Annotated in this window: 13 protein-coding genes and 2 pseudogenes; all 15 read left to right on the top strand. The window is 73.5% G+C overall.

Annotated features, from left to right (window positions below; all coding sequences use genetic code 11):
• The 15 genes and pseudogenes from asnB (at position 1) to rfbC (ending at position 19,352) form a co-directional block, all read left to right on the top strand.
• Complete coding sequence (gene asnB / locus ACOBQU_RS37970; protein WP_423633871.1) at positions 1–1,929, top strand: asparagine synthase (glutamine-hydrolyzing); 1,929 nt, start codon at positions 1–3, stop codon at positions 1,927–1,929.
• Between the two features lie 92 nt (positions 1,930–2,021).
• Positions 2,022–4,193 (top strand): bi-domain-containing oxidoreductase, encoded by a 2,172-nt coding sequence (locus tag ACOBQU_RS37965; RefSeq protein WP_423633869.1) that lies wholly within the window; start codon positions 2,022–2,024, stop codon positions 4,191–4,193.
• 47 nt (positions 4,194–4,240) lie between these two features.
• A complete protein-coding gene (locus ACOBQU_RS37960) occupies positions 4,241–6,193 on the top strand; it encodes an alginate lyase family protein (RefSeq protein WP_423634987.1) in 1,953 nt (650 codons plus the stop codon).
• 7 nt (positions 6,194–6,200) lie between these two features.
• Positions 6,201–7,732 (top strand): annotated as a pseudogene (locus ACOBQU_RS37955) (right-handed parallel beta-helix repeat-containing protein).
• A 1-nt stretch (position 7,733) separates the two neighbouring features.
• Positions 7,734–9,047, top strand: a complete 1,314-nt coding sequence (locus ACOBQU_RS37950; protein WP_423633867.1) for an O-antigen ligase domain-containing protein — start codon at positions 7,734–7,736, stop codon at positions 9,045–9,047.
• Positions 9,048–9,055: 8 nt separating this feature from the next.
• Positions 9,056–10,243, top strand: a pseudogene (locus tag ACOBQU_RS37945) (glycosyltransferase family 4 protein); the annotation flags it as partial.
• An 84-nt stretch (positions 10,244–10,327) separates the two neighbouring features.
• Complete coding sequence (locus ACOBQU_RS37940; protein WP_423634985.1) at positions 10,328–11,563, top strand: class I SAM-dependent methyltransferase; 1,236 nt, start codon at positions 10,328–10,330, stop codon at positions 11,561–11,563.
• Positions 11,560–12,369, top strand: a complete 810-nt coding sequence (locus ACOBQU_RS37935) for a glucose-1-phosphate cytidylyltransferase (RefSeq protein WP_423633865.1) — start codon at positions 11,560–11,562, stop codon at positions 12,367–12,369. Before ACOBQU_RS37940 ends, ACOBQU_RS37935 begins: the two co-directional genes overlap by 4 nt.
• On the top strand, positions 12,366–13,031 hold the full coding sequence (locus tag ACOBQU_RS37930) for a PIG-L deacetylase family protein (RefSeq protein ID WP_423633863.1): 666 nt from the start codon (positions 12,366–12,368) through the stop codon (positions 13,029–13,031). Before ACOBQU_RS37935 ends, ACOBQU_RS37930 begins: the two co-directional genes overlap by 4 nt.
• The gene (locus ACOBQU_RS37925) at positions 13,016–14,041 is read left to right on the top strand and encodes an NAD-dependent epimerase/dehydratase family protein (protein ID WP_423633861.1); all 1,026 of its coding nucleotides are present in this window, start codon (positions 13,016–13,018) and stop codon (positions 14,039–14,041) included. Before ACOBQU_RS37930 ends, ACOBQU_RS37925 begins: the two co-directional genes overlap by 16 nt.
• Positions 14,038–15,318 (top strand): DUF4910 domain-containing protein, encoded by a 1,281-nt coding sequence (locus ACOBQU_RS37920; RefSeq protein WP_423633859.1) that lies wholly within the window; start codon positions 14,038–14,040, stop codon positions 15,316–15,318. The genes ACOBQU_RS37925 and ACOBQU_RS37920 overlap by 4 nt, the downstream gene beginning before the upstream one ends.
• Before the next feature lie 5 nt (positions 15,319–15,323).
• A complete protein-coding gene (locus ACOBQU_RS37915) occupies positions 15,324–16,634 on the top strand; it encodes a hypothetical protein (RefSeq protein WP_423633857.1) in 1,311 nt (436 codons plus the stop codon).
• Complete coding sequence (locus ACOBQU_RS37910) at positions 16,631–17,578, top strand: glycosyltransferase family 2 protein (RefSeq protein ID WP_423633855.1); 948 nt, start codon at positions 16,631–16,633, stop codon at positions 17,576–17,578. Before ACOBQU_RS37915 ends, ACOBQU_RS37910 begins: the two co-directional genes overlap by 4 nt.
• Complete coding sequence (locus ACOBQU_RS37905; RefSeq protein WP_423633853.1) at positions 17,575–18,804, top strand: polysaccharide pyruvyl transferase family protein; 1,230 nt, start codon at positions 17,575–17,577, stop codon at positions 18,802–18,804. Before ACOBQU_RS37910 ends, ACOBQU_RS37905 begins: the two co-directional genes overlap by 4 nt.
• Positions 18,801–19,352 (top strand): dTDP-4-dehydrorhamnose 3,5-epimerase, encoded by a 552-nt coding sequence (rfbC, locus tag ACOBQU_RS37900; RefSeq protein WP_423633851.1) that lies wholly within the window; start codon positions 18,801–18,803, stop codon positions 19,350–19,352. Before ACOBQU_RS37905 ends, rfbC begins: the two co-directional genes overlap by 4 nt.
• The last annotated feature ends 62 nt before the right edge of the window (positions 19,353–19,414 follow it).

Here is a 19,414-nt window from a genome sequence, read left to right as displayed (position 1 = left end):
ATGTGTGGCATCGTCGGCACCTACCGATGGCCGGACGGCAAGGCCGTCACCGACCGGCTCACCGACATCCTCGCCCACCGCGGCCCGGACGGCGCGGGCCGCTACAGCCACCCCGCCGGTGACGGTGACGTGCAGTTGGGGCACCGCCGCCTGGCGATCATCGACCTGTCCGAGACGGGCGCCCAGCCGATGGTCTCGGGCGGGCTCGCGCTGACGTACAACGGCGAGCTGTACAACGCGCCCGAGCTGCGGGCCGAGCTGACCGCGGCCGGGGTGCGCTTCCGCGGCACCTCCGACACCGAGGTGCTCCTCGAGGCCTGGCGGCGCTGGGGCACCGACTGCCTGCCCAGGCTGCGCGGCATGTTCGCGTTCGGCGTCTTCGACGAGCGCACCGGTGAGCTGGTGCTCGCCCGCGACCAGCTCGGCGTCAAGCCGCTGTTCCTGCTGCGGCGCGGTGCGGGCCTGGTGTTCGCCTCCGAGCTGAAGGCGCTCGCCGCGGTGACCGGCGCTCCCCTTGAGGTGGACCACGCGGCGCTGGTGGCCTCGCTGCTCTACTACTGGGTGCCGGACTCGCGCTGCGCGTTCCGCGACGCGGAGAAGCTGCCGCCGGGCAGCTGGATGCGGTTCCGTCCCGACGGGCGCGTGGAGCGCGGCCGGTACTGGAGCCTGAGGGACGTCGCCGCCGAGGGCCGCGACCGTGCCCGTGGCGGTGAGCTGCCGGACCTGGCCGCCGTCGTCGAGGAGTCGACCCGGCGGCACCTGCTGTCCGACGTGCCCGTGGCGACCTTCCTCTCCGGCGGGCTCGACTCCAGCTACCTCACCGCGCTCGCCGCCCGGCACCGGCCCGGGATCTCCGCCTACACGATCGGGTTCCGGCCCGAGGACGCCAAGTTCGAGGCGATGCCGGACGACCTGCGCTACGCCCGGCAGGTGGCCGAGCGGTTCGGCGTGGATCTGCACGAGATCGAGATCGCCCCGAACGTGCTCGACCTGCTGCCGCGGATGACGTACCACCTGGACGAGCCGATCGGCGACCCCGCGGCCATCAACACGTTCCTGATCTGCTCGGCCGCCCGGGACGCCGGGGTCAAGGTGCTGCTCTCGGGGATGGGCGCCGACGAGCTGTTCGCCGGGTACCGCAAGCACCTGGCCAACGTGCTGGCGCTGCGCTACCAGCGCGTCCCGCGGCCCCTGCGGCGCGGGGTGTTCCGGGCGGTGGACCGGCTGCCGGTCGCCACCTCCAAGCGGGGCCTGCGGTCGGTGCGCTTCGCCAAGCGGTTCCTGTCCTTCGCGGAACTGCCGGAGGAGACCGCGTTCCGGCGCAGCTACACCATGTACGACCAGGAGGAACTGCTCGCGCTTGTCGATCCGGACCTGGCCGGGACGGTCGAGGACGTGCTGACCGAGCACGCGGACGTCTACGAGGACAACGACCTCGACGACTTCGTCAACCGCATGTGCCTGGGCGACGCCCGGATGTTCCTGCCGGGCCTCAACCTCACGTACACGGACCGCTCCAGCATGGCCGCCTCGACCGAGGTGCGGGTGCCGTACGTGGACGTCGAGGTGGTGAAGGCGGCGTTCGCCGTGCCGGGCGACCGCAAGATCGTCGGACGGCAGGGCAAGGCCGTGCTGAAGGAGGCGGCGACCTCGGTCCTGCCCCGGGAGATCGTCTACCGGCCCAAGGGTCTGTTCAGCGCCCCGCTGCGGGCCTGGATGAGCCGGGATCTCGCGCCGCTGGTGCGGGAGGTCGTCAACGACGGCCTGCTGGTGCGCTCCGGGTTCCTGCGCCGCGAGGCGCTGGCGCGGCTCGTGGCCGAGGACGCCGCCGGGCAGCGGGACTTCTCCAAGCACCTGTGGCACGTACTGACCCTTGAGTACTGGTATCGCGGCGCGACGTCCGGCTCCGGCCAGAGCCGGGCGGCCTGACGGCGTACGTGGACGGCGTACGCGGGTGGCGTACGTGGATGGCGTGGATCGACCGCGCGGGGACTGACCGCGGGGAAACAAGAGGAGCTCGGGTGAAACAGGTTGTGCAGAACTACAAGAGCGGCGAGCTGGCGCTGCTCGACGTGCCGGTGCCGGGCTGCAAGCCGGGCGGCGTCCTGGTCCGCAGCGCCTACTCGCTGATCTCGACCGGAACCGAGCTCATGAAGGTGTCCGAGGCGGGCATGTCGATGCTGGGCAAGGCCCGCTCCCGCCCGGACCAGGTGGCCAAGGTCGTGCAGAGCGTCGCCACGAACGGGGTGCCCGCCACCTACCGCAAGGTGATGGGCAAGCTGGACTCCTACACGCCGCTCGGCTACTCGCTGTGCGGGGTGGTCGAGCAGGTCGGCGCGGGCATCGACGACGTGGCGGTCGGTGACCTCGTGGCGTGCGCGGGCAACGAGCACGCGCTGCACGCCGAGCTGAACTGGGTGCCGAAGAACCTGTACGCGCGGGTGCCGGACGGTCTGGCGCCGGAGCACGCGGCGTTCGGCACCGTCGGGTCGATCGCCCTGCAGGGCGTCCGGCGCGGCGAGCCGCAGCTCGGTGACGTGGCGCTGGTCATCGGCCTCGGCCTGATCGGGCAGCTCGTGGTGCAACTCCTCGCCGCGTCGGGGGTGCGGGTCGTCGGCGTCGACCCCGATCCGGTCCGCTGCGACCTGGCCGAGCGCCTGGGCGCGGCGGCCTGCGGGGATCCCGCGGCCGCGGCCGTGGAGGCCGCCGTCGCCGAACTGACCGACGGGCACGGCGTGGACCAGGTGTACCTGGCCGCCGGAGGCGGCAGCAACCAGCCCGTGGAGCTGGCCGCCCGGCTCAGCCGGGACCGCGGCCGGGTCGTCGACATCGGCAAGTGCCGCCTGGACCTGCCGTGGAACGCGTACTACGAGAAGGAGCTGGACGTCCGCTTCTCCCGCTCCTACGGCCCCGGGCGCTACGACCCGGAGTACGAACTCCAGGGGCGCGACTACCCGATCGGCTATGTGCGCTGGACCGAGCGCCGCAACCTGGCGTGCTTCCTGGACCTCGCCGCCCGCGGCCGCGTCGACGTGGAGCCGCTGATCTCCCACATCGCCGACTTCGACGACGCCGTGGAGACGTACCAGAGCCTCAAGGACGGCGGTCTGAAGGCCGTGGCGGTGCTGTTCCGCTACCCGGAAGGAGCACCGGAAGCGGTGGCTCCGGCGGTGGCCGTGCCCACGGTGAACGTCAAGCGGAGCCCGGGGCGGGTCGCGAAGACGCCGGTGCGCCTGGCGTTCGTCGGCGCCGGGAACTACGCGACGTCCATGCTGCTGCCGCACCTGGCGGAGCGCGACGGCGTCGAGCTGTCGACCGTGGTGACCACGACGGCGCTGTCCGGTGCCAACGCGCAGCGGAAGTTCGGCTTCGCCCGGGCGACCACCGACCTCGACGCCGTGCTCGGCGACGACTCCGTCGACGCGGTGTTCGTCGTCACCCGGCACAGCTCGCACGCCGAACTCACCCGCAAGGCACTCCTCGCGGGCAAGACGGTCTTCGTGGAGAAGCCCCTCGCGCTCAGCGAGGACGAGCTGGCCGGGGTGCTCGCGGCGGTGGAGGAGTCCGGCAACGACCGGCTCCAGGTGGGCTTCAACCGCCGGTTCGCGCCGCTGCTCCAGGAGGCCAAGCAGCGCTTCGGCGCCCGCGGCGGCCCGGCGAGCCTGCGCTACCTGGTCAACGCGGGCCGCCTGGAGCACGGCAGCTGGTACCTCCAGCAGGGCACCGAGGGCTCGCGGTTCGCCGGGGAGGGCGGGCACTTCATCGACACGGCGAGCTGGCTGCTCGACGCCGATCCCGTCTCGGTGTACGCGGTGGCCACCTCCGGCGGCGAGGACCTCCAGGTGGTGCTGCGCTACCCGGACGGGTCCACCGCCACCCTCAGCTATGTCACCACCGGCCCGGCCAGCCTGCCCAAGGAGACCCTGGACCTGGTCGCGGACGGCCGCGCGCTGCGGCTGGACGACTTCGTGCGCGCCTCGGTGTACGCCCGCAAGCGCTGGGTCAGCTCGCGGCTGCCCAAGGCCCGGGACAAGGGCCAGAACGCCGAGCTGGCCGCGTTCGTCAAGGCCGTGCGGACCGGCGGGCCGATGCCGGTGCCGCTGCGGTCGCTCGTCGCCACCACGGCGGCCACCCTCGCCGTGCCCGTCGCCCTGGCCGGTGGCGCGCCCGTGACGCTGGCGGAGGCGCCGTGACGGTCAGTTCGGGGACCGCGGGCTGGTACCTGCGGCGGCTCTCCCGCATGGGGCCGCGGGAGGTCGGCGGCCGGGTGGGCGACGCGGTGCGCAGGCGGCGGTGGCGGTCGGCGCGGCCGCGGTGCCCGCGGGTGAGCGGCGCCCGGTTCACCGCGGTGCTGCCCGCGGGGGCGATCGCCGCGGTGCCGCCGGACGCCGCGAAGCGGCTGGTGGCCCAGGCGGACCTGCTGCTCGCCGGGCACGCCGTGTACTTCGGGGTGGCCCGCGACGACCTGGTCGACCCCGACTGGTGGCACGACCCGAAGACCGGGCGCCGCGCTCCGTGGGGCTACGCCTTCGACGTGCCGTACCGCAGCGAGGACGCGGTCGGCGACATCAAGCAGATCTGGGAGCCGTCCCGGCACCAGTACCTGACCCAGCTGGCCGCGGCCTACGCGCTCACCGGGGACGAGCGGTACGCCGAGCGTGTCGCCGCGCACCTGCGGTCGTGGTGGAAGGCCAACCCGCCGCTGCGCGGAGTGCACTGGATCAGCGGCATCGAGCTGGGCATCCGGCTGCTGTCGTGGGTGTGGATCCGCCGACTCCTCGACGGCTGGCCCGGGGCGGCCGGGCTCTTCGAGGACAACCCGGTGGCGCTGCGCCAGATCTGGCACCACCAGCGCTGGCTCGCGGGCTTCCCCAGCCGGGGCTCGTCGGCGAACAACCACGTCATCGCCGAGGCCGCCGGGCAGCTCGCCGCGTCCTGCGCCTTCGACTGGTTCCCCACGTCGGCGCGCTGGCGGGACCAGGCGCTGCGGTCGCTCGACCGGAACCTGCGCGGCAACACCTTCCTGTCGGGGCTCAACCGCGAGCTGGCCACCGAGTACCACGGCCTCGTCCTGGAGCTGGGCCTGGCCGCGCTGGCGGAGGCGGACGCCGCGGGCGTGCCGGTACCGGCGACCGTGCGGGTGGTGCTGCTGCGGATGACCGACGCGCTCGCGGCCGTCGTGGACGACCGGCTGCGGCCGCCGCGCCAGGGGGACGCGGACGACGGGCACGGCCTGGTCGTCGACGGCGCGGGCACCGACCGCTGGGGCTCGCTCCTTGCCACCGGGGAGGCCGTGTTCGGCGCCCTGCCCTGGTGGCCGACGGTGACCGGCACCGATGTGCGCACCCCGCTGCTGACCGCCCTTGTCCGTCCGTACGCCGAGACGGCCGCACCGGCCGTGCGCCGCCCGTCGAGCCGCCCGGGGCACTTCGCCGACGCGGGCCTGACGATCCTGCGCGGGCCGGGAGGGATCTGGTGCCGCTGCGACGGCGGCCCGCACGGCTTCCTGTCGATCGCCGCGCACGCCCACGCGGACGCGCTGTCCGTGGAGGTGCGGCACGACGGGGTGGACGTGCTCGCCGACCCGGGGACGTTCTGCTACCACGGGCAGCCCGAGTGGCGGCGGTACTTCCGCTCGACGCTCGGCCACAACACCCTGGAGCTGGACGGCGAGGACCAGTCAGTCTCCGGCGGCCCGTTCCTGTGGACCCGGCACGCCCGCACCCGCGTCCTGGTCGCGGAGCCCGCCGAGGAAGGGGTGTCCCGCTGGTGCGCCGAACACGACGGCTACCGGCCGTCGACGCACCGCCGCCGGGTGGAACTGGACCCCGCCACCAAGGAGTTGACGGTGGTGGACGAGGTGCGCGGCGAGGGCGGCCCGCGCCGGGCCGTGCGCCTGGCCTTCCACCTCGGCCCCGCGGTCACCGCCGAGCTGGTGGGGAACCGGGCCGTGCTCAGCTGGCTGGGGGACGGCGAGGACCGCTCCGCGGTGCTCGACCTGCCCGGTCAGCTCGACTGGCGGGCGCACCGCGGCGAGAGCGGCGCCTCCCCGGGCCCGGCGAGCGGGGGGAACCCCGTCCTGGGCTGGTACTCCCCCGGCTTCGGCCGCAAGGAGGCGGCGACCACGCTGGTCGGCACCGGATTCGCCGAGGGCACGCGGGAGTTCACCACCGTGCTCAGGTTCCGCGGCTAGGGGGCGCGTGGTGGTCAACAGGTGGCACCGGGCGTTACCGGTGGCGGCGCTGGCGCTGGCCGTGGCCGCGGCGAGCGGCTGCACGGGCACGCCGGACGCCCCGGCGGAGCCGACCGGTGCCACGGTCGGGGCGCGCTCCACGGCCGTGGCCCGGGTGTGCGCCAAGCCCCCGGCCGGGCCGTCGAAGGCCCCGGCGGGCGCGGTGACGGTCGACCCCGCAGTGGTCGACGACCTGGCCGCGAAGACCAAGAGCAGCCCCCCGGGCACCACGTTCTGGCTGCGCCCGGGCACGCACCGCCTTGAGCCCGACCGCTACGCCCAGGTCGTCGCCAAGAAGGGCAACCGCTACCTGGGCGCGCCGGGCGCGGTCCTGGACGGGGGAAGGTCAACCAGTACGCGTTCGGCGGCGACGCCCGCGACGTCACCCTCCGCCATCTGACCGTGCAGCGCTTCGTGGCGCCGAACAACGAGGGCGTCGTCAACCACGACATGGCCGACGGCTGGGTGATCGAGCACAGCAGGATCCAGCACAACTCCGGCGCCGGGCTGATGGCCGGGGCCCGCCAGCGGGTCCGCGGCAACTGCCTGCGCGGCAACGGGCAGTACGGGATGAACGCGTACAAGTCCGGTGACACCATCCGGGGCCTGGTCGTCGAGGGCAACGAGGTCGTGGGCAACAACACCGACGACTGGGAGCGGCGCAAGCCGGGCTGCGGCTGCACCGGAGGCATCAAGTTCTGGGCCGTCAACGGCGCCGACGTCCGCGGCAACTGGGTGCACGACAACCGCGGCACGGGTCTGTGGGCGGACAACAACAACAACGACTTCCGCATCGAGAACAACCTCCTGGAGCGCAACGACGGTGCCGCGCTGATGTACGAGACCAGCTACAACGCGGTCATCCGCCACAACACGATCCGGCGGAACAACTGGGTCGAGGGCCGCAGGAACGCCGACCGCGGCGACGACTTCCCGTACGCGACGGTGTACGTGTCCGAGTCCGGGGGCGAGCCGCGGATCAGGGCCCGCACCGACAAGATCGAGATCTACCGGAACGTCCTCGAGGACAACTGGTCCGGGATCACGCTGTGGGAGAACTCCGACCGGTTCTGCAACAGCCCGGCCAACACCTCGACGGGCTACTGCACGCTGCTGGTGAAGGACACCAAGCGCTGCGCGCGCCCGGCGATCGCCAAGGAGCCGCTGTACGGCGACTGCCGGTGGAAGACCCAGCGCGTCGACATCCACGCCAACCGCTTCGACCTGGACGCCTCCGTCGTCAAGTGCGCGGTGGAGTGCGGCCGCATGGCGGTCCTCGCCAACTACGGCACCTATCCCGACTGGTCGCCGTACAAGGGCAGGCGGGTCGCCCAGGCGATCACCCACAAGCAGCGCAACCGCTGGCACGACAACGACTACCGCGGACCGTGGAGCTTCGTCGCAACCGACCCGAGCCGCAGGCTCGACCCCGGGCAGTGGCAGAGCACCCCCTACCGGCAGGACGAGGGCAGCACCTTCGCGCCGCGGGCCGGTGATTGAGATGGGTCAGGACCTGATGCGCGGCGCGCTGCCGGGAGCGCCGCACCCGGCGGGCACGCGCCCCGGCGACGCGCGGCCCGGCGGCACGCCGAAGGCCGTGGGAGCCGTCTGGGCGCTGCTCGCCCTCAACACGCTGGGCTCGGCCGGGGCGAAGACCGTGGTGCCGCTGCCGCGCTCCCTCATCCAGATGGCCACGATGGGCGCGCTGGTCGCGGCGTTCGCGCTGGCCCTCGCGCTCAACCTCCAGCTGCGCATCCGGCCGAGCGCCTTCGTGTTCCTGCTCACCCTGCTGCTGGTGCCGAGCGTGATCGCCAGCGCGGACCTGGAGGGCGGGTTCGGCGCGCTGTTCCGCTGCGCCCGGTTCGGGCTCTTCGTGGGCACGCTGTGGCTGCTGAGCCGCTGGTGGAACGGCGGCCTGACGTTCGTCCGCTACCACATCCGGATGTACTTCGCGGTGCTCGCGCTCGTGGCCGCGGGCCTGGTCGTCGCGCCGGGCACGGCCAGGCCCGAGTACTACGGCGGGCGTCTCGTCGGCGCGCTGTGGCCGCTGACGCCGCCGCAGATCGGGCAGTACGCCGCGGTGATCATCGGCCTGACGGTGCTGCTCCTGCTGGGCCGCCGGACCACCGGGGGCGGCGCGGCGCTCGTCATCGTGCCGTCGGTGGTCCTGCTCGCGCTGACCCACACCCGCACGGCCACGCTCGGGCTGCTCATCGGGCTCGTCCTCGCGATCGGCTCGCTCTTCCTGACGAGCGCCGCCGCCCGCCGCTTCTTCGCCTGGACGGTGCTCACCGCCACGGTGGCCGCGGTGGTGTTCGCCTCCGCGGTGCGGGCGTGGTTCCTGCGCGGGCAGAGCCAGGAGAACTTCTCCAACCTCACCGGCCGGGCCAAGGTCTGGGACGCCCTGCTCGGGGCGCCCCGCTCGGCCGGGGAGAAGGTGTTCGGCACGGGCCTCGGCGACAAGTCCTTCGGCGGGCTGCCGATCGACAACAGCTGGCTGGCCGTCTACCACGAGCAGGGCCTGACCGGTATCGCCCTGGTGGCGGCGATGCTGCTCGCGCTCGGCGGCGTCGCGCTGCTGCGGCCGCCGTCGCTGCCGAGGGCCTGCGCGATCTTCCTGATCGGCTACTGCGCGATCTCGTCGTACACCGAGGCCGGGCTCGGCGACGCCTCGCCGTACCTGCTGCACCTGGCGCTGGCCGCCTCGCTGCTCGCGGCGCCCGCCGCGACCCCGCACGCGGCGGACACCGCGGCCACGCCCCCGTCGACGGCCGAGGCCCCTCGACGACGTATCCCGCGATGGGCCCGGAGGTGACCTGACAGATGCACGTCCTTGTGGTGCACAACCGCTACTCCTCGAAGCAGCCGAGCGGGGAGAACAGAGTCGTCGAGGAGGAGGTGGAGCTGTTGCGCTCGGCCGGGCACCGGGTCGAGCTGTTCGAGCGGCGCAGCGACACCATCGCCTCCCGGTCGCTGCTGGGCAAGGCCGCGGTGCCGCTCCTCGTGCCGTGGAACCCGAAGGTCCGCTCGGAGCTGGCGGCCCTGCTGCGCGCCGAGCGCCCCGACGTGGTGCATGTGCACAACGTGTTCCCGCTGCTTTCGCCCGCGGTGCTCGCCGCCTGCGCCGACGTCGGCGTGCCCGTCGTCGCCACGCTGCACAACTACACCCAGGTCTGCCCGCCGGGGACGCTGCACCGGGACGGCAGGGCGTGCACCGAGTGCGTCGGCTCGTCGGTGCCGCTGCCCGCCGTCCGGCACGGCTGCTACCGCGACTCGCGGCTCGCGACGGTGCCGCTCGCGGTGAGCATGGCGGTCAACCGGCGGCGGTGGTGGACGGGCGTGGAGCGGTTCTTCTGCATCTCCGCGGCGCAGCGCGACGTCCTGGTGCGCTCCGGGATGCCCGCCGAGCGGCTCGCGGTGAAGCACAACTTCGTGCCGGACCCGGGCCTTCGCCGGGACGGCCCGGGTGAGCACGTGCTGTTCCTCGGACGGCTCGCGGAGGCCAAGGGCGTGGCGCTGCTCATGGCCGCGTGGGACCGGCTCGCGGACGCCGGTGGCGTGGGCGTGCCGCTGGTGCTCGCCGGTGCGGGGCCGCTGGAGGCGGAGGTGCGCGCCTGGGCGGCGGGCCGCGACGATGTGCGCTACGTCGGCCTGCTGGACCTGGCGGAGTGCCGCAAGGCCGTGGCGCGGTCGGTCGCCATGGTGACCCCGTCAGTGGCCCTGGAGACGTTCGGCCTGGTGGTCGTGGAGGCGATGGCGACGGGGGTTCCGGCCGTCGCCGCCGCTCACGGCGCCTTCGTGGAGATCGTCGAGGACGGCGTGACCGGGCTGCTGCACCAGCCGGGGGATCCCGGCTCGCTCGCGTCGTGCCTGCGCCAGGTGACGGCCGAGCGGGACCGGAACGAGGAGATGGGCCGGGCGGCCCGGCGCCGTTACGAGCGGGACTTCAGTCCGGCCGTCGGCCTGCGCCGCCTGGAGGAGGGGTACCGCGCCGCGATCGCGGGGCGGACCGGCGGCGGGGCCCTCCCGTCGCCGACAGGGAACACGAGCACTGGCTCGCGGTGGGGACTCGCGCGAGCGGGATGGGGGCAGGACATGACACGATGCCGACTCTGCGGCTCACCGGCGCTGGAGAGCGTCGTCGACCTGGGGGCGACACCGCCGTGCGAGAGCTTTCTCGCCGCGGACCAGCTGGACGAGCCGGAACCCGCGTACCCGCTGCACCTGCGGGTGTGCACCGACTGCTGGCTGGCACAGATCCCCGCGCTGATCACCCCGGAGGAGACGTTCAAGGAGTACGCGTACTTCTCGTCGTTCTCGACGTCCTGGGTGGAGCACGCGCGCACGTTCGTCGCCGACGCCGTGCGGCGCGCGGAGCTCGGCCCGGACGCCTTCGTGGTGGAGGTCGCCAGCAACGACGGCTATCTGCTCAGGCACGTGGTGGACCGGGGGATCCGCTGCCTGGGCATCGAGCCGTCGGTGAACGTCGGCGCGGCGGCGCGGGAGGCGGGCGTGCCCACGCTCACCGAGTTCCTGAGCCCCGACACCGGCGCGTCCGTGCGCGCCGAGCACGGCCCCGCGGACCTGGTCGTGGCCAACAACGTGTACGCGCACATCCCCGACGTGGTCGGCTTCACCCGGGGCCTGCGCGCCCTGGTGGCCGACGACGGCTGGGTCTCCATCGAGGTGCAGCACCTGCTGACGCTGATCGAGGACAACCAGTACGACACGATCTACCACGAGCACTTCCAGTACTACACGGTCGCCTCCGCGATCCGGGCGCTCGCCAGCGGCGGACTGGCTCTGGTGGACGTCGAGCTGCTGCCCACGCACGGCGGCTCCATCCGGCTGTGGGCCCGCCCCGCCGAGGCGGCCGGTGAGCCGACGCGGCGCGTCGCCGAGGTCCTCGACCGCGAGAAGGCCGCCGGGCTCGGGGAGCTGTCCGGGTACGCCGAGTTCTCCGCCCGGGTGGCGAAGGTGCGCCGGGACCTGCTGAGGTTCCTCATCGAGGCGGCCGAGCGCGGTGAGACGGTGGTCGGCTACGGCGCCCCGGGCAAGGGCAACACCCTGCTCAACCACTGCGGTGTCCGCCCCGACCTGCTCGCGTACACCGTGGACCGCAACCCCTACAAGCACGGCCGGTTCACCCCGGGCACCCGCATCCCGATCCTGCCGCCCGAGCGGATCGCCGCCGACAAGCCGGACTACGTCCTGGTCCTGCCGTGGAACCTGCGCGCGGAGCTGGTCGAGCAGCTGTCGTACGTGCACGAGTGGGGCGGCCGCCTTGTCTTTCCCATTCCGGAACTGAGCATTGTCGAGGTCAACTCATGAAGGTCGTTCTGTTCTGCGGCGGTTACGGGATGCGGATGCGCAGCGGCGCCGCGGACGACGTGCCCAAGCCGATGGCGATGGTCGGCCCGCGACCGCTGATCTGGCACGTGATGCGCTACTACGCGCACTTCGGGCACACGGAGTTCATCCTGTGCCTGGGGTACGGGGCGCACCACATCAAGGACTTCTTCCTGAACTACGAGGAGACGGCGTCCAACGACTTCGTGCTGCGGGGCGGGCGGGCCGAACTCCTCTCCACGGACATCGCCGACTGGACGATCACGTTCGCGCAGACCGGCATCGAGTCGCCGATCGGGGAGCGCCTGCGCCGGGTGCGCCACCACCTGGACGGCGACGAGATGTTCCTCGCCAACTACGCCGACGTCCTCACCGACGCCCCGCTGCCGGAGATGATCGACTCCTTCGCCCAGCGCGACGCGGGGGCGTCGATGATGGTGGTGCCGCCGCAGTCCTCCTTCCACTGCGTGGAGCTGGGCGAGGACAATCTGGTGGGCGGGATCACCGCGGTGAGCGAGCTTCCGCTGTGGGAGAACGGCGGCTACTTCGTGCTCCGCCAGGAGGTCTTCGACCACATACCCGAAGGCGGCGACCTGGTCGCCGACGGCTGCGCCCAACTGGCCAAGCGGGGCCGCCTGGTGGCGCACCGCCACCGCGGCTTCTGGAAGCCGACCGACACGGTGAAGGAGCGGGCCGCGCTGGACGCCGCGTACGCGCGCGGCGACCGGCCGTGGGCCGTGTGGGAGCGGGACGGCGTGCGCGCCGACGCCGGGGTGAGGTCCGCGTGATCCGGCTCGGCCCCGGGCGCCTGACGCGGATCGCCGCGGTGGGCGCGCACTGCGACGACATCGCCATCGGCGCCGGCGGCACCCTGCTCACGCTGTGCCGGGCCTGGCCCGGCGTCCGCGTCGACGCGCTGGTGCTGTCCGGCGGCGGCAGCGAGCGCGAGCAGGAGGAGCGGGCCGCGCTCGCCGCCTTCTGCCCGGGCGCCGACCTGCGCCTGACGGTGCTGAAGCTGCCCGACGGCAGGCTGCCCGCGCACTGGGAGGAGGCCAAGTCCGCCGTCGAGGAGCTGCGCCAGCGCACCGACCCGGACCTGCTGCTCGCCCCCCGCACCGACGACGCGCACCAGGACCACCGCGGTCTGGCACGACTGATCCCCACCGCGTTCCGCGACCACCTGGTGCTCGGCTACGAGATCGTCAAGTGGGACGGCGACCTGGGGCGGCCGACCGCGTACCAGCCGCTCGCGCCCGAGACCGCCGAGGACAAGGTGCGGCTGCTCCAGGAGCACTACGCCTCGCAGCGGCACCGGCCCTGGTACGACCGGGAGGCCTTCCTGGGCCTGGCCCGGATCCGCGGCATCGAATGCCACGCCCGCTATGCCGAGGCGTTCGCCACCACCAAACTCACTCTGACTCTGGGGACTGAACCTTGCGCGTGCTGCTGACCGGACACCAGGGCTACCTGGGCACCGTGATGGCCCCGGTCCTCGCGGCCGCCGGGCACGAGGTCGTCGGCCTCGACTCGGGCCTGTTCGCCGACTGCGTCCTCGGCCCGGCGCCCGCCGACCCCGCAGGGCACCGGGTGGACCTGCGGGACGTGACCGCCGAGCACGTGGCCGGGGTGGACGCCGTGATCCACCTGGCCGCGCTGTCCAACGACCCCCTGGGCTCGCTGGCGCCGCAGCTCACCTACGACATCAACCACCACGCCTCCGTGCGCCTGGCGAAGCTGGCCCGCGACGCCGGGGTGCGGCGCTTCCTGTACGCGTCGACGTGCTCGGTGTACGGCGCCGCCGGTGGCGACGAGCTGGTGGGCGAGGACGCCCCGCTGCGGCCGGTGACGCCGTACGCGGAGTCCAAGGTGCGGGTCGAGGACGACCTGCGCGCGCTGGCCGACGACGACTTCAGCCCGGTGTACCTGCGCAACGCCACCGCGTTCGGCTACTCGCCCCGGCTGCGCGCCGACATCGTGCTGAACAACCTGGTGGGGCACGCGCTGCTGTCCGGCGAGGTGCTCGTGCTGTCCGACGGCACGCCGTGGCGCCCGCTGGTGCACGCCGCCGACATCGCCCGGGCCTTCACGGCCGCGCTGGCCGCGCCGCGCGAGGCGGTGCACGACCGGGCGTTCAACATCGGCAGCGAGACCAACAACGTCACGGTCGCCGAGATCGCCGAGCAGGTCGCCGAGGCGGTGTCCGGCGCGAAGGTGGTCATCACCGGGGAGTCCGGCGCCGATCCGCGGTCGTACCGGGTGGACTTCTCCCGGTTCCGCGCCGCGGTCCCCGGCTTCGACTGCGAGTGGACGGTGAAGCGGGGCGCGCTCGAACTCGCCGGCGCCTACCGCGCGCACGGGCTGACCCGGGAGGACTTCGAGCGGCGCTTCACCCGCCTCGCCGTGCTGCGCGCGGCGTCCGAGGCCGGGTCCGTCGACGACACCCTGCGGCGGCGCCGATGACCGCGACCGATCCCGGCGGGGAGATGTTCGCCCTGGTGGAGCGGATGTACCCGCTGTGCCGCAGCATCACCGGGGACGGCGTCCGCGCCACCCTGGAGATCGTCGGCGAGTACCTGCCGCTTGAAGTGCACGAGGTGCCGACCGGGACGCAGGTGCTCGACTGGACGGTGCCCAAGGAGTGGAACATCCGGGACGCCTACATCGCCGACTCCGACGGCAACCGGGTCGTCGACTTCGCCGCGTCCAACCTGCACGTGCTCGGCTACAGCGTGCCGGTGGCTGCGACGCTGCCGCTGGCGGAGCTGCGCGAGCACCTGTACACGCTGCCGGACCGGCCGAGTTGGGTGCCGTACCGCACCAGCTACTACCAGCCGCGGTGGGGGTTCTGCCTGGCGCAGGAGACCCTGGACGCGCTGCCGGACGGCGACTACGAGGTGCGGGTGGACTCCACGCTCGCCGACGGCCACCTCACCTACGCCGAGCACGTGGTCCCCGGGCAGGTCACCGACGAGGTGATCGTCTCCTGCCACGTCTGCCACCCGTCGCTCGCCAACGACAACCTGGCCGGGGTCGCGGTGGCGACGTTCCTGGCCCGGGCGCTGGCGGAGCGGACGCCGTACTACACCTACCGGTTCCTGTTCGCGCCCGGCACCATCGGGGCGATCACCTGGCTGGCGCGCAACGCCGAGCGCGTGGAGCGGGTGAAGCACGGCCTGGTGCTCGCCTGCGCGGGCGACTCCGGGCAGCTGACGTACAAGCAGAGCAGGCGCGGCGACGCGGAGATCGACCAGGTGCTGCGGCATGTCCTGACCGCCTCCGAACGCCCGCACCGGATCGTGGAGTTCACCCCGTACGGCTACGACGAGCGGCAGTTCTGCTCGCCGGGGTTCAACCTCGGCGTGGGCTCGCTCACCCGCACCCCGTACGCGGGGTACCCCGAGTACCACACGTCGGCGGACAACCTGGACTTCGTCTCGCCCGAGGCGATGGTGGACACGCTCGCCGTCTGCCGGGAGGCGTTCGCCGTCCTGGACCGCAACCGGCGCTACGTCAACCTCAGCCCGTACGGCGAACCGCAGTTGGGGCGGCGCGGCCTGTACGCGTCGCTCGGCGGGCGCAGCGACGCGCAGCAGGCGCAGATGGCCATGCTGTGGGTGCTCAGCCTGTCCGACGGGGAGCACAGCCTGCTCGACGTCGCCGAGCGGTCCGGGCTGCCGTTCGACACCGTCGCCGCCGCGGCCGGTGCGCTGGCCACGGCCGAGCTGATCAAGGCGTGACGCCGATGACCAGCGGGCGCGAGGACGCGACGGCCCCCGGCGCCGGGGCCGCGCCCGCCGGGTCCACCGCCAAGCGGGCCATCGTCGGCCGCCTGTCCTGGGGCCTGGTCGACCAGGCGGTGTGCAGCATGACCAACTTCGTGCTGGGCGTGTATGTGGCGCGCTCCCTGGGCCTGGCCGCGTTCGGCGTGTTCAGCCTGGCCTGGGTGACGTACGGCGTGGTCCTCGGCGTCTCCCGGGGCCTGGCCACCGACCCGCTGGTGGTGCGGTTCAGCGGTGTGCCGGTCGCGTCCTGGCGGGCGGCGGCGGCCCGCTCGACGGGCACCGCGCTCTGCGTGAGCGCCGCCATCGGGTCGGTGTGCCTGGTGGTCGGCCTCGCGGTGGGCGGCCGGGTGGGGCACGCGTTCGCCGCGCTCGGCGTCGCCCTGCCCGCGCTGCTGCTCCAGGACGCCTGGCGGTTCTCGTTCTTCGCCGCCGGTACCGGGCGCAAGGCCTGCGTCAACGACCTGCTGGGGGGCCTCGCGCTGGTGCCCGCCATGCTGGTGGCGGACCGCGTGGGCAGCGTGCCCGCCTTCCTCCTCGCCTGGGGGGCGGCCGCCGCGGTGGCCGCGGGGTACGGCTGCTTGCAGTCCGGCATCCGGCCCCGCGTGGCCGGGGCCCGCCAGTGGCTGCGCGACCACCGTGACCTCGGCTACCGGTATCTGGTGGAGAACGTCGGCGTCAGCGGCGCGGGCCAGTTGCGGGCGTACGGGCTCGGCGCGATCGTCGGGGTCGGCGCGGTGGGCGTGATCCGGGGCGCGGAGCTGCTGCTCGGCCCGTTCCTCGCCGTGCTGATGGGCCTGTCGCTGGTCACCGTCGCGGAGGCGGCCCGGGTGCTGCGGCAGGCCCCGCACCGGATGCGGCTGTTCTGCCTGCTGCTCGGCGGCGGCCAGGCCGTCGGCGCGCTGCTGTGGGGCGGGGCGCTGCTGCTGTTGCCGGACCGGGCCGGGGAGTTCGTGCTCGGCGACGTCTGGCACTCCGCGTCGGAGCTGATCGTTCCGGCCACTCTGGGCGTCGCGGGCGCCAGCCTCGGCGTGGGCGCGGCGTCCGGGCTGCGCGCGCTGGCCGCGGCCCGGCGCAGCCTGCGCTGCCAACTGATCGCCTCCACGCTCTATGTCGGCGGTGGGCTCGGCGGGGCGGCCGTGGCGGGCACGGTCGGCTCGGCCTGGGGCGTCGCCGCCGCGACGCTGAGCGGCTCGGCCGTGTGGTGGCTGCACCTGCGGTCCGCGCTGCGCGAGCACCATCCCAACCCCATCCGTGAAGTGAGGACGTCATGACCGCCCAACCCCGGCTGAGCATCGGCCTGCCCGTGTACAACGGCGAGGAGTACCTCGCCGAGGCGCTCGACGCCCTGCTCGGCCAGACGTACGAGGACTTCGAGCTGGTCATCTCGGACAACGCCTCGACCGACGGGACCCAGGACATCTGCCGCACGTACGCGGCGAAGGACTCCCGCATCCGCTACATCCGCCTGGCCCGGAACATCGGCGCCGCGCCGAACCACAACTACGTGTTCACCCAGTGCCGCGGCGAGCTGTTCAAGTGGGCCTCGCACGACGACCTGTACGCCCGTGACCTGCTGCGGCGCTGCGTGGAGGCGTTGGACGAGCGGCCCGAGGTGATCCTCGCGCACGCCGACCAGGCGGTCATCGACGGCGACGGCCAGGTGACGGTCCCCTACGAGTACACGCTGGAGACGGACTCGCCGCACGCGCCGACGCGGTTTCGCAGCATGCTGTTCGAGCCGGGCGGCGACGACTTCTACGGGGTGATGCGGGCCGATGTGCTGCGCCGGGTGAAGCCGCACGACAGCTACCACCACGCGGACCGCACGTTCGTCGCCGAGATCGGCCTGCACGGGCCGTTCCACCAGGTGCCGGAGCTGCTGTACTTCCGCCGCGACCACCCCACCCGCGCCGAGCGGGCGAACCCCTCCAAGCGGTCCCGGTGCGTCAACCTGGATCCGCGCAGGGCTGGCCCGCTGCACCCGACGCCCCGGCTGCTCGCCGAGTACGTGTGGGGGTTCGTCGCGGCGATCCGGCGGGCGCCGCTGTCCTCGGCGGACCGGCGCGCCTGCTACCGCCACCTGGCGGCGTGGATGGCGAGCCGGGCCCGGCCGGGCGCCGGTGAGCGGGTCGAGGACCGCGCCCCGGTGGACCCGGCGCTGCTCGCGGTGGACGTCGACGCGCTCGTCGCGGGCCGTGAGGGGCGGCGGGCGTGACGGGGGCGCCGCGCGTCGGGGTGTTCGGCCTGCTCGGCTCCGGCAACCTCGGCAACGACGGGTCGCTTGAGGCGGTGCTCGGCTATCTGCGCGCCGAGCATCCGCGGGCGGTCGTGGACGCGCTGTGCGGCGGCCCCGAGGTCGTCTCGGCCCGGTACGGGATTCCCGCGACGCGGCTGCACTGGTACCGCGGGGAGTACCGGACCGCGTCGCGTGCGGGCGCGGTCGCGGCGAAGGGGTTCGGCAAGCTCGTCGACGTCGTGCGCACCGCCGCCTGGGTGCGGCGGCACGACGTGGTGATCGTGCCGGGCATGGGGGTGCTGGAGGCCACGCTGCCGCTGCGGCCGTGGGGCTTTCCGTACTCGCTGTTCCTGCTGTGCGCGAGCGGCCGCCTGTTCGGCACCCGGGTGGCGCTCGTCAGCGTCGGCGCGGACCGGATCCGCGACCGGCCGACGCGGGCCCTGGTGCGCTGGGCGGCGCGCTGCGCCCGGTACCGCTCCTACCGGGACGTCCTGTCCCGTGACGCGATGCGGGCGATGGGCGTGGACACCTCGCGCGACGAGGTCTACCCGGACCTGGCGTTCGCCCTGCCGACGCCGCCCGCGAGCGCTCCCCCCGGCGCGCCGGGCCCGGTCTGCGTCGGCGTCATGGACTTCCACGGCGGCAACGACGACCGGGCGCGGGCCGCGGAGATCCACCGTCGCTACCTCGACGGGACGACCCGGTTCGTCCGGGCGCTCGTCGAGGACGGCAGGCCGGTGCGGCTGCTCACCGGCGACGCGTGCGACGCGCCGGTGGCCGCCGCGATCCGCGACGCGGTGGGCTCGCCGCTGGTGACCGCCGCGGACGCCACCTCGCTCGGCGATCTGATGAAGGAGCTGGCGGCCGCCGACGTGGCGGTGGCGACCCGCTACCACAACCTGATCTGCGCGCTGAAGGTCGGTACGCCGACGCTCGCGCTCAGCTACGCGGCCAAGAGCGAGGCGCTGATGGACCGGATGGGCCTCGGCGCGTACTGCCACCCGGCGCGGGAGGTCGACGCGGACCGGCTGCTCGCACAGTTCCGGGCGCTGGAGCAGCGCTCGGGGGACCTGCGGCGCACGCTCGCCGAGCGGAACCTGGCCGTCGCCCGGCAGCTGACCGACCAGTTCACCGCGTTGACCGCGTCCCTGTTCCCGACGTCTCCGACGTCCCACCACGCCCATGTGTATCGGGAGGCTCCATGAAAGCGACCGAAGTCCCGGAGATCTCCGGTGCGTACCTGTTCGAGCCGGTGCCGTACGCCGACGAGCGCGGGTTCTTCTGCCGCACCTTCGACGCCGATGTGGTCCGCTCGGTGGGCCTCGACCCGGCCGCCTTCGTCCAGGACAGCGTGTCCCGCTCGGTGCGGGGCGTGCTGCGCGGTCTGCACCTGCGCTCCGGCGCGGGCGAGGCGAAGCTGGTGCGGTGTTCGTACGGCAGGATCTTCGACGTCGTCGTGGACCTGCGGCCCGCCTCGCCGACGTATCTGCGCTGGGCGTTCTTCGAGCTGTCCGGTGACACGCAGGCGACGGTGTACGTCCCGGCGGGGTGCGCGCACGGCTTCCAGGCGCTGACCGAGACCGCCGACACCTCGTACCGGATCGACCGCCCGCACGATCCGTCCGAGGACGTGACGATCGCCTTCGACGACCCGCAGCTCGCCATTCCCTGGCCGCTGCCGGTCACGTCGATGTCCCCGAGGGACCGGGAGGCGCCGAGCCTCGCCGAGGTCCTCAAGCGCCGGGAGGGGTGAGGCCGCCCATGAACACCAGGGACAACAGGGACACCATGAACAACAGGGATACCAGCGACACC

The organism is Streptomyces sp. G45 (genome assembly GCF_049542095.1).
Lineage (GTDB): Bacteria > Actinomycetota > Actinomycetes > Streptomycetales > Streptomycetaceae > Streptomyces.
Note: the sequence above shows the minus strand (reverse complement) of the source record. Positions and strands in the feature narration are given on the sequence as shown.